Annotated in this window: 10 protein-coding genes and 2 pseudogenes; 6 read left to right on the top strand and 6 right to left on the bottom strand. The window is 70.9% G+C overall.

What is annotated here, in order from left to right:
* Positions 1 to 84: 84 nt before the first annotated feature.
* Positions 85 to 684, bottom strand: a complete 600-nt coding sequence (locus ACWGJY_RS36780; protein ID WP_453265248.1) for a TetR/AcrR family transcriptional regulator — start codon at positions 682 to 684, stop codon at positions 85 to 87.
* 198 nt (positions 685 to 882) lie between these two features.
* Between ACWGJY_RS36780 and ACWGJY_RS36775 the strand changes: the two genes are divergently transcribed.
* The 3 genes from ACWGJY_RS36775 (at position 883) to ACWGJY_RS36765 (ending at position 4,177) form a co-directional block, all read left to right on the top strand.
* Positions 883 to 2,214, top strand: a complete 1,332-nt coding sequence (locus tag ACWGJY_RS36775) for an MFS transporter (protein ID WP_453265247.1) — start codon at positions 883 to 885, stop codon at positions 2,212 to 2,214.
* Entirely contained in the window at positions 2,207 to 3,172 is a 966-nt protein-coding gene (locus ACWGJY_RS36770; protein WP_453265246.1) for a D-2-hydroxyacid dehydrogenase family protein, read from the top strand. The genes ACWGJY_RS36775 and ACWGJY_RS36770 overlap by 8 nt, the downstream gene beginning before the upstream one ends.
* A gap of 72 nt (positions 3,173 to 3,244) precedes the next feature.
* Positions 3,245 to 4,177: an MBL fold metallo-hydrolase gene (locus tag ACWGJY_RS36765; protein WP_453265245.1), complete on the top strand. Its 933-nt coding sequence runs from the start codon at positions 3,245 to 3,247 to the stop codon at positions 4,175 to 4,177.
* A gap of 109 nt (positions 4,178 to 4,286) precedes the next feature.
* Here ACWGJY_RS36765 and ACWGJY_RS36760 read toward each other — a convergent pair.
* The 3 genes and pseudogenes from ACWGJY_RS36760 to ACWGJY_RS36750 all read right to left on the bottom strand — a co-directional run.
* Positions 4,287 to 4,924 (bottom strand): annotated as a pseudogene (locus ACWGJY_RS36760) (IS1380 family transposase); the annotation flags it as partial.
* A 46-nt stretch (positions 4,925 to 4,970) separates the two neighbouring features.
* The gene (locus ACWGJY_RS36755) at positions 4,971 to 5,633 is read right to left on the bottom strand and encodes a DUF5701 family protein (RefSeq protein WP_453265249.1); all 663 of its coding nucleotides are present in this window, start codon (positions 5,631 to 5,633) and stop codon (positions 4,971 to 4,973) included.
* Positions 5,634 to 6,090: 457 nt separating this feature from the next.
* Positions 6,091 to 6,534: pseudogene (locus ACWGJY_RS36750) on the bottom strand (carbohydrate ABC transporter permease); the annotation flags it as partial.
* Positions 6,535 to 6,960: 426 nt separating this feature from the next.
* Between ACWGJY_RS36750 and ACWGJY_RS36745 the strand changes: the two are divergent.
* From ACWGJY_RS36745 to ACWGJY_RS36735, 3 genes are all read left to right on the top strand, one after another.
* The gene (locus tag ACWGJY_RS36745; protein WP_453265244.1) at positions 6,961 to 7,404 is read left to right on the top strand and encodes a hypothetical protein; all 444 of its coding nucleotides are present in this window, start codon (positions 6,961 to 6,963) and stop codon (positions 7,402 to 7,404) included.
* A 360-nt stretch (positions 7,405 to 7,764) separates the two neighbouring features.
* A complete protein-coding gene (locus tag ACWGJY_RS36740; protein ID WP_453265243.1) occupies positions 7,765 to 7,971 on the top strand; it encodes a DUF2180 family protein in 207 nt (68 codons plus the stop codon).
* A 62-nt stretch (positions 7,972 to 8,033) separates the two neighbouring features.
* Positions 8,034 to 8,774 (top strand): alpha/beta fold hydrolase, encoded by a 741-nt coding sequence (locus ACWGJY_RS36735; RefSeq protein WP_453265242.1) that lies wholly within the window; start codon positions 8,034 to 8,036, stop codon positions 8,772 to 8,774.
* 130 nt (positions 8,775 to 8,904) lie between these two features.
* Here the strand turns inward: ACWGJY_RS36735 and ACWGJY_RS36730 are convergent, their stop codons facing one another.
* A complete protein-coding gene (locus ACWGJY_RS36730) occupies positions 8,905 to 9,546 on the bottom strand; it encodes a hypothetical protein (RefSeq protein WP_453265241.1) in 642 nt (213 codons plus the stop codon).
* A 375-nt stretch (positions 9,547 to 9,921) separates the two neighbouring features.
* Positions 9,922 to 10,311 carry a nuclear transport factor 2 family protein gene (locus ACWGJY_RS36725; protein ID WP_453265240.1) on the bottom strand — a complete coding sequence of 130 codons (390 nt, stop codon included), beginning with the start codon at positions 10,309 to 10,311 and terminating at the stop codon, positions 9,922 to 9,924.
* Between the last annotated feature and the right edge of the window lie 211 nt (positions 10,312 to 10,522).

The raw sequence follows: 10,522 nt of genomic DNA, 5'->3' as shown, positions 1-10,522 counted from the left end.
TAGACAAGCCCTATCGTCCCAGGCCAGAAGGCGCTTTCGCTTTCTCGCCCAAGATCCGGACGCCACTCACGCGAAACAGCAAGGCTAGGCGCAGCGCCAGTTGAGGAGCAGTACGTCGACTGCCGTGTGCAGAGTCGCTGCGGCCACCCCGTCGCGCAGCTGCGTGGACAGGCCCAGGAGAAAGCCATGGACCATGGCCGTCACCCCGTCGACGTCGGCGTCCGTGTCGAGCTCGCCCGCGGCGACGCCCCGCTCCACGCAGGCTCTGATGCGCACCCGGTCCGCTTCTCGCCGTGCCGCGACGACCGTGCGCACTGCGGCGTGTTCCTCCCCCGGTGCCCGCATCGTGCCGGACAGGGCGACGAGACAGCCGGTGGGGTGGGACACGTCGGCCTGCATGTCGATCGAGCGGTGCAGCAGCTCCGCCACGGCCTTTCGCGGGCCGGCCGTTTCGTCCTCGGTGACGACGGCGCCGCCCGGCCCCTTCATGTAGTGCTCGACGACCTGCTTGAACAGCCCCTCTTTCGAGCCGAAGGCGCCGTACAGGCTCGCGGAGGACAGCCCGGTGGCCGCTCGCAGCTGTGCCAGAGAGGTCGCTTCGTAGCCCTGCTCCCAGAACAGCAGCATCGCAGCCTCCAGTACGGCCTCCATGTCGAAGGCACGGGGACGGCCTGCCGGCGGCATATGGACCTCCTGCATCACAAGACGAGCGTTCCAGGACGGGGAGCGCTTCCCCGCCTCCCATATTGGACCAACTACTCCACAAAGCGCCAAGCCGCCGAGCGTCCCCACGTCGGCGGCCCGCAGTGACCCTTATCACTTATGGATTGATTGATCTGAAATTGCTTGACCGGCACGCCGGGTCAGCGCAAGCATTTCGGCATGAACGATCCAGAACCGGGGGCGGACGGCTCCGGCGTCCGCCCCCCGCTGAGCCGCGCGATGGTGCTGTTGCTGGCGGTGACATGCGGCGCAGCGGTCGCGAACATCTACTACGCGCAGCCCCTGCTGCCGGTCATCTCCCGGGCGTTGGGGGTGTCCGAAGGGGCCGGTGGCCTGGTCGTCACCGCCTCGCAGATCGGCTACGCGGTCTCGCTGGCGCTGCTCGTGCCCCTCGGTGATGTGCTCGAACGGCGGCGTCTGGTGAGCGTGCTGCTCGGTCTGAGCGCCGTCGCCCTGCTCGCCGTGGCAGTGTCACCCTCGCTGGGCCCGCTCTACGCCGCGGTCGCGCTGGTCGGGGTGACCTCCGCCGTGGCGCAGATCGTGGTGCCGATGGCGGCCTCGCTGGCCGCCGACCACGAACGCGGCTCGGTGGTGGGCACGGTCATGAGCGGCCTGCTCGTCGGGATCATGCTGGCACGCACCGCCGCGGGCGTCCTGGCGGAGTTCGGCGACTGGCGGCTGGTGTTCGTCTTCGCGGCGGTGCTCATGGTGGTGCTGGCCGTCACCCTGCGCCTGGTGCTGCGTCCCGTGCCGCCGTCCGAGCACACCCCCTATCCGCAACTTCTGCGTTCGGTACTGACGCTGGTGTGCACCGAGTCGCTGCTGCGCAGGCGCATGGGCCTGGCCGCGGTCGGCATGGGCTCCTTCACCGTCCTGTGGACGGCGTCGTCGTTCCTGCTGGCCGGCCCGGCCTACGGGTACGGCCCCGCCGTCATCGGCCTGTTCGGTCTGGCCGGAGTGGTCGGAGCCGCCGCCGCGGTGGTGGCCGGCCGGTTCGCGGACCGCGGGCACGGCCGTCAGGTGGCGACCGGCGGGCTGGTCCTACTGACGGCCAGTTGGGGCGTACTGGCTTTCGCCGGGACGGGCGGCGCCGGCGGCCTGGTCGCGCTGGTCGTCGGCATCATGGCACTCAACCTCGCCCAGCAGGCCCTGCTGATCAGCCATCAGAGCGTTCTCTACCGCCGGGTCCCGCACGCCCGCAGCCGGGTGACCACGGCCCTCATGGTCTCCTCGTTCGCCGGCAGCACCGTCGCCTCCGCGCTCGCCTCGGCGCTGTACCCGCTCGTGGGCTGGACGGGGATATCGGCACTCGGTGCGGTGACCGCGCTGATCGGCGTCGGGATCTGGGTCCTGGAACTGCTCCGCCCGAGCCCCTCCGAACCGCTCGCCGACCCGTCGGTGACCGCGTGCACCGCGACCGCGGAGCGCGCGAACTCGCACTCGAAGAACTCGAAGAACTCGAAGAACTCGAAGGACCCCGCTCGTGCCTGAAATCCGCCGCGTGGCGATCCTGGACGACTACCAGCGGACCTCCCACCGGTACGCCGACTGGAGCGCACTGCCCGACGGTGCGCGCCGCACCGTCTTCACCGAACACCTGGGCGGCCCCGAGGCAGTGATCGCTGCGCTGGAGCCGTTCGACATCGTCGTCGCCATGCGCGAGCGCACCGCCTTCCCGGCCGCGGTCCTCAGCGCGCTGCCGAACCTGCGCCTGCTGGTCACCACGGGCCCGGCCAACGCGGCCGTCGACGTGGCCGCGGCGCACCGGCAGGGGATCGTGGTCTCGGGCACCCGTGCCGCGGGGCTGACCTCGACCGCCGAGCTGACCTGGGGGCTGATCCACGCCCTGGCCCGCTCCGTCCCTACCGAGGACCGCGGCCTGCGCGAGGGCGCCTGGCAGCGCACCGTCGGGCGCGACCTGTCCGGCGCCCGCCTCGGTGTCATCGGACTGGGCAACGTCGGCAGCCGCGTGGCCCGGGTCGGACTCGCCTTCGGCATGGACGTCGTCGCCTGGAGCGCCCACCTCGACGCCGGGCACGCCAGAGCACTGGGCGTCTCCCCGGTCGGCCAACGGGAACTGCTGGCCACGTCGGACGTGGTCACGCTCCACGTCCAGCTCTCCTCCCGTACCGCCGGACTCATCGGCCGCGACGAACTGGCCCTCATGCGGCGAGACGCGCTGCTGGTCAACACCTCCCGGGCGGCACTCGTGGACGAGCGGGCGCTGCTGGCCGCCCTGGACTCGGGGAGCCTGGGCGGAGCCGCCCTGGACGTCCACCCGGCCGAACCGCTCCCCGCCGGCTCCCCGTGGCGCACCACACCGCGGACGGTGCTCACCCCGCACCTGGGCTACGTCACCGCCGGCACCTACGAGACCTTCTACGGCGACGCGCTCGACGACGTTCTCGCGTACGCCGCGGGAGAACCGGTCCGTGTGATCGCTCCGTGAGCGGACCGCGTCCCGTCCCTGCCCCCTGCGGCCATCCCTCCACTTCCACACCTACGAAGAAAGGCTCCGACCATGGCGATGAGTGAGCAGACGACCACGGCAGACGCCCTCCGGCCCGACGGCACCGCCCGGACCGACGGCACCGACGACTCGGGGCGCCGCATGCCGGGGCTGTGGACGCGCACCATCGGGGAACTCACCCTGACCTATCTTCCCGACGCCGGTGTCGCCATGATCCCGACGCGGGTCTACCCCGGTTCCGAGGAGGCGGACTGGAGTCCGTACCGCCCCCACAGGACGGACGCCGGCCACCTGTCCATGGGATGCGGCGCGCTGCTCGTCGAGCGCGGCGGACACCGCCTGCTGCTCGACGCGGGCCACGGCCGGATCTCGGGCGACGACCCGGAACACTTCCAGCACGGTTTCGAGTACGTGAAGAACCTCCCCGCCTCGCTGGCGAGCCTCGGCGTCGACCCGGCCACGCTGGAGACGGTCGCCTTCACCCACCTGCACGACGACCACACCGGCTGGGCCCGCCCCGACGCGGCCGACGATCCGCAAAGCCTGTTCCCGAACGCCCGCTGGGTCGTCGGGGAAGGCGAACTGGAGGGCCTGGACCCGGCAGCCGGTCCGCGTCTCGCCGGACAGCGCGAGCGGACCAGGTCCGTGGCCGACGGGGCCGAGATCGCCGAGGGCGTCCGCGCGTGGGCGCTGCGCGGGCACACCACCGGGCACACAGCTTGGATCCTCGACACCGGCGACGGCCGGCGGATCGTTGCGTTCGGCGACGCCATGCACTCCCCTGTTCAGGTTCACCACCCCGACTGGGAAGTCGTCCTCGACCACGACCGGGCCGAGGCCGAACGCTCACGCCGGCGGCTCGTGGAGTTCCTCTCCCGGGACGGGGTCTACGGGTTCGGCGTCCACTTCGCTGACCAGCAGCTCGGAGCGGTCGACGGCAACGGCCGATGGCGCCCGTGGAACGACGCGACGGACACCCGGTGAACCCGGCCCGGAAATGAACGACGTACTCACCACAAGCACGTGCCGAGGGCCCGACGCGGCGGCCGGGGTCTTCGAGGGTCCTCGAATCGTGGGTGGGCAGAAACGGCACTTCGACGCGGGCGTGTGGGCGGTGGCGGACCTCCAGTAGTGGCAGGGAGCCCTGGCCGTAGGGGGTGTCGGTGAGGAAGGCCTGGTGGCGCATGCCTTCGTCCAAGTCGAACAGGGACAGGTGGGCTCCGGGGTGGGGCGCTCGCGGCGGGCGAGGATCCGGGTGCCCGCGGGCAGGTTCCGCAGGTCGATCAGGTCGATCAGGTCGATCAGGTCGATCAGGTCGATCAGGTCCGGCAGGTCGGTCAGGTCGGTCATGCCGGTCAGTTCGGCCACCTCGGCGCCGTCGTGCAGGGATCCGTCCTGCTCGAAGGCGGGATGCCATAGGTGCTCGGGAACGGTCTTGATCGCGCGGCGGACCGGCTCGGTGATGGGCCATCCGACGGAGAAGGACGTGCGGATCGCGCGCGAGCGCAGGGCTCGGATATGGGCCAGGGAGGCCTTGGCGGATCCGGCGCTGTCGGTGCGGATGAGGATTTCGGTGCCGTGGCGGTGAGCGTCGGGGATCTGGGCGAGTGCGGTGTCGGGCACGCTGATGTGGTCGGCTGCGCTGTTGGCTCCGGAGTTGCCCGGTCGCAGCACGCCGGTCAGGGCTTCGCCGGTGTTGTCCAGGAAGCACAGCAGCCGGTGGTAGCCGAAGCCGTGCCCCGGGCCGTACTCGCGGTGGGTCGAGCGGGAGCCTGCGCTAGACCCGGCGGCCTGTTGCGGAGGCGAAGCCCAGCCAGGTGTGCCGGTTGCCCGCCCAGCACCAGCCGACCTTGGGGGCGTTGCGGCGATCGCGGCCGTCCCGCCCGGTGCCGTTGCTGATCCAGATCGCCGGGGTGCGGGCGTCCAGGGCGCCGTTGGCTTTGCGCAGCCGGGAGCCGATGGTCATGAAGCAGTGGTTGCGCTCCAGGACGGCGGGCTGCTGCATCACCCAGTGGATGCCCTCGGTGAGCAGCAACGGGGTGCGGGCCTGTGCGGTGAGGGCGGGCAGCGCCTCGTTCGGGCTCCAGTCGGCCATCTGGTCGCCGCGGTCGAGGCCGGTGAGGAGGTAGAGGGGCGCATCGGGCAGCGCGACCGTTTCGAGAGGGGCGAAGAGGTCGACGTCGGGCATGTCGGTGACGACGAAGCCCGGCTTGCCGTCACGGCGGAGCAGCGGCGCGAGGGTGGCGGCAGGGGCGTGGTCTGGGTGAACAGCGAGCAGGCTGCCATCGCCGGCCGCAGGAACCTCGGCGGCCTTGGCGGCGAAGGTACGCAGCTCGGCGGCGGGCAGCCCGGCGATCTCATGCACCCCCAGCTCGATCAGACGCTCGGCCTGCACGCTCAAGGCCGGGAGTACCCGGAGAACGGTGGAGGTGACGGGCATGGTTTTGGGCACGATGCTCCCAGGGATGGCGACGTGGACGGGCCCAGGGGGAACGAGGCGGCCCGCCGGAACATTCCCGCCGCTGCTGCCTCCGCCCCTTCCCTTGATCGCGACTCCGGACGCGCAGCTCCCCGCCTCTCTGCCGGGGCCGGTTGTACCCGTCGGTCAGGCCGGCGGCGGCCATCGCCAGGGCGGACCGGTCGACGATCTCCTGCTCGAAGGGCTCGACTTCCTCGGCCGTCCGCAGGGCCCGTGCCGAGGCGAGATTGTGTACGGCGGCGAGAGTCATCGGCCGCCGGTTCACACAACTGGCGCATACGGCAGGGGTATCGCCAAGCCCATGGGGATTCTCGACGGAACGACGGATTCTTCATCCCGTCGTTGCGAACCCCCGCCGACCTGGTCCTGCAGATCACCGACACGTGCCCGCGGGGATCGAACCCACAGGAGTAGAGACGCCGGGCGCCGGAACGCCGATGTTGCTGCCGAACTCTCGCATCGGAGACGGGAGGGCCACCATCAGCGGCTGTGACGCGTTGTCGGCGAAGAGGAGGGCGACCAGGATGTCGTTCCAGACCGTCAGGAACTGGAAGATGGCCAGGCCGGTGATGGCGGGGCGGCCCAGCGGCAGGGTCAGCTGGGAGAAGATCCGCCACTCTCCGCTGCCGTCCATGCGGGCGGCTTCCAGCATCTCGTGGGGAATCTCCGCGATGTAGTTGCGCAGCAGGAAGAGGGCGAACGGCAGGCCGTAGGCGGGGTGGGAGAGGACCACGCCGGGGATGGAGCCGAACAGGCTGAGCGCACCGAACGGCTTCGCCACCGGCAGCAGTCCGATCTGGACCGGCACCACCAGCATGGTGACCACCACGAGGAAGATCCAGTTACGGCCGGGGAACTCCACTCAGGCGAAGTGCCGCTGGGCGCGGCCGCGTTCCCAGCAGCAGACCCAAGGTCCGGCGGGTGCCTCCGTAGCCGTGGCGCGGGGAGGGGAGGGGAGGGGAGGGGAGGGGAGGGGAGGCCTGGCGCCGCGGGAGCGGCGGGAGGCCGGGAGCTGCGGGAGCGTCGGCGAGGATCCATTACGGGGGAGCCCCCGACAGGTCCCTGACGCCGAGCGGGCCGCGTCTCGTCCGGCCGAACGATGAGGGGGCGGCGGGCGGGACAGATCCTGGTAACGGCCGTCCGTGAGGCCGCAGTTGCCGCTGCGGCGGCCGCGTGGCCCACGTGGCGAAGCGCAGGCCATGCCGACCGCACCGCACCCGGTCGGCTCTTCGCGGCACGGCACCTGGGAGCCGGGAGCATCCCGGCGTACGAACGAGAAAGGATCATCATGAACGCGCGCAGGACACCCTCCTTCGGGGTTTCCGACGACAACATGAGTCACCCGCGCACCCGGCGGGCGTTCCGCAACACCAAGCTGCTCGTCGGCTGCTACGCCGGCCTCAGCGTGCTCACCCTCATCGCCGTCATCCTTCTGCGCAACCACCCGGACATAGTGACCGACGCGGTGTGGGTCCGTTCGGCCATTGTCGTCGCCACTTCCCTGCTCATGATTTGTTTCGCCGCCGGTACGGCCCGCGGTCACAGCCGGTCCTATCTCCGACTGCGACTGGCCTCGGGCGCGATGGTGTTGGCCATTGCAGTCATCGTCGCGCTGCCCGGTACTTTTCCGGTGTGGCTGAAAATTGAACAGGGCGTCTGTGGGGCCCTTCTGCTCTGTGTCGTCGTGACGGTGAACGGCAAGCGGGTGCGGTCGGCCTTCGCCGCCCAGTAGAACAGGCGCGCCCGCGCCCGCGCTCGCCATCGCCCGTGATCCGTGGTCCTTGTCGCGTCGGCGTTCATCCGGCGCGCCCGCGTTCCTTTCACCCGCTTCCGGCAGGCCGCCCGGGACCGTACGCGCTGAGGTCCCCGGCCGGATTTCTGAGTGGGTGTCCGTGTGAGGGAAGCCGGCTGTAGCAGTGCGCGGGGCGGTGTGAGGGAAGCCGGCCACGGCAGTGCGCGGGGCGGTGTCTTCCGTGAGGCGGCCAGGTGAGTCGGCCCGACCCGGCACCGTGCTTCCCGCGTCCGTCATGCGTCGCGACGTACATTGCCGGTGGCTTCGCGTCGGCCTGCCTCACGAGATCGGATATGTGCCATGAACTGCTATGACTGCCCGCCGGACGACGGCAGTGCCGCCGCCGTGGCGATCTGCAGGAACTGCGGCGCCGCGCTGTGCCACCGGCACGCCTGGTCCGGCCCGCAGACCGTGGTCCGCGTACAGGGCGTGGGCCAGAGCACGCTGCCCGAGCCGGCGCGCCGCATCGTGTGCAATGTCTGCCGGGGAGTGACTCAGCCGGCGTGAGCCCCGAGGTGCTCCCGTCGCGGCCCGAGCCCCGGGTGGACGGCGGTGGCATGATGCGGTCAATGACGACCTTTGTGTTGGTCCCGGGCGCGGCGTGTGACGCGTGGCACTGGCATCTGCTGGAGGCGGAACTGCGGGCCCGGGGCCGTGATGTCGTGAGCGTGCAGCTGCCGTGCGAGGACGATGCGGCAGGCCTGGACGAGTACGCGGATGCTGTCGTCGCCGCGGTGGCGGGGCGTGGACGACTCACGCTCGTGGCGCACTCGTTCGCCGGGTTCACCGCACCCCTGGTCTGCGCGCGGGTACCGGTGGATCTGCTGGTGTTGCTGGCAGCGATGGTGCCCTTGCCAGGGGAGGCGCCGAAGGAGTGGTGGGCGGCGACGCGTCACCCGGACGCGCAGGTCCGGCGGGCCGGGCGGGACGCGCAGCGAGCGGGGGTGGAGACGGCCACGGAGCGGGCGCCGGAGTCCGCGGCGCCGGGTTCTGCCGCGGATCCGTTCTTCCAGGATCTGCCGCCGGAGCTGGCGGCCGAGGCGGCGCTCCGTTGGCGACGGCAGTCCGAAACCCCTGCTTCGCGCCCCTGGCCGATGGAGGCCTGGCCCGCGGTGCCCACCCGTTTTCTGTTGTGCCGTCAGGACCGCCTCTTTCCGGCACCGTTCCTGCGTACCGTGGTGACGGAGCGCTTGGGGGTGGTGCCCGACGAGATGGAGGGCGGGCACTTCCCGATGCTGTCCCGCCCGGTCGAGCTGGCCGACCGGCTGGAACGCTACAGCCGGACAGCGGGTGGGGAGGGCGCCCCTTGAGGGATGCCCCCTCCCACCCGCCGGGCGGTGGGCTGAGCGCTGGTCGAGGGCCTCAACGCTCCGCGGCGGTCGAGGGCCTCAACACTCCGCGGTGGTCAAGGACGTCAATGCTCCGGGGTGGTCAAAAGCCTCAACGCCCCGTGACGTTCGCCTGGTTCGGGTAGGGGAGATGGGCAAGTGCGGTGATCAGCGGCACCGGGAGGTACGCGGGCCACTTGGGCCGGGCCGCTTGGTAGGCGACGTATCCGAGCGCGCCGCTGGCCTGTACCTCATCCGCCGTCTCTGCCTGGTACACCACCCGGCAGTGGCCCGCAGCCTCTTTGGCGCGCTTCCACAGTGCCGGGGCAGGCTTCCTCTCCGCCTCGGTCCGCGGGGTGAAAATCCGGTCGCCGAAGTCCGACCAGGCGAACGGACGGGGGTCCGCCCAGTCCTTGTCGATCACCTTCTTCAACTCCGCCGCCCGCTCAGCGTCGGTGGCGCCCCACGAGGACGGAACGTTGGTGATCAGTCCGACGGGGATGTGGCGGGCCCGCAGCGCGCGCAGATACCCGGCGGCTCCCGGCATGTACCGCATGCTCTTGTCCTCGGCCGTGTGGACCAGCGTTTCACCGAGGTCGAAATACACCACGGCACACCCGCCGGCCCGCCCTCCTTGCCCGGCGGTACGCGGGACGCCTTCGGCGGCTCCCGCGGTCGGCACGGCTAACGCGGCCACGCCGCCCAGCGCGAGCAGCATGCGCCAGGTGACTCTGCGGGCGGATGTCTTCTTCATGGGGGATGCCTTCCCGTAGGGGGGCATCCGATCGTACGCGCCATGTGCACGTCATCGGGGAGTCCTGTGCAGTCGGGCCATGGATCTCGGCCGTCATGACGAGCAGCCGGCGGCGGGTGCCGGCGCGGCGTTGGTGAGCTGACAGTGAGGACGCCGAGGGTGGGTGCCGCTCGACCGCAACACCGGCCCGTCCGACTGCGGCTGCTGCCGCACTTGCGCTCACTGCATGCCAGGAGGCAAGGCCGACGGAGTCAAGGACCCGTCGTCCGTGGCCTTGTCCGACGCCGGGGAGCCCGTGGGCGGACAACGGGTGAGACGGCGGCCGGACCGGCCGAGGTCTCACCCGTCGTCGGCGGGGCACCCTGCCGCCGCGCCTCAGCGGAAGAAGGCGCTCATGCCGTCGACGTCGGACAGATAGCTGTCGATGGCGGCGATTTTGCCCTCACGGATCGTGAGCACGGTCGCCAGGTGTTCATCGAGCTTGCGTCCATCGGCGGCCACCGCGGTATTCCGCAGCGACAGGGCGGCACCGTTCTGTCCTACGAGGATGTGCAGCAGTTCGGTGTGCAGGCCCCTGCCGACGATTTCCTGGAACCTGTCGATGGCGGCGGCAGTGCCGTGCAGGGTTCCCGAAATGGTGCCGGTGCCGGGCATGCTCCAGACGATGTCCGGGGCCAGGAGAGTGCTGAGCGCCTCCCAGTCGTGCGTACGGAAGGCGGTGAGAAACCGATCGGCCAACTCCGTGTGCGAGTCACTGCCCGTCATGTCGTACTCTCCTGAACTTGCCGGGCCGCATCGACTGCATGTCCCGAGGCGGTGAACAACCTGTCCGGCTCTCGACGATAGGCGGCCGGACGGGTGGTCAGGTGCCCGCAGCCAGGTGGCGTTCATACTCGGACCGGGAGGCCGGCCGCAGGCGATGAGACGCCGTCGCCGCGAGAGCCTGCCGCAAGCCGGCCGGCCTTCTGGGCGCTTT

This window comes from Streptomyces sp. NPDC054765, assembly GCF_053612065.1.
This window is presented reverse-complemented; position numbering and strand designations above follow the sequence as displayed.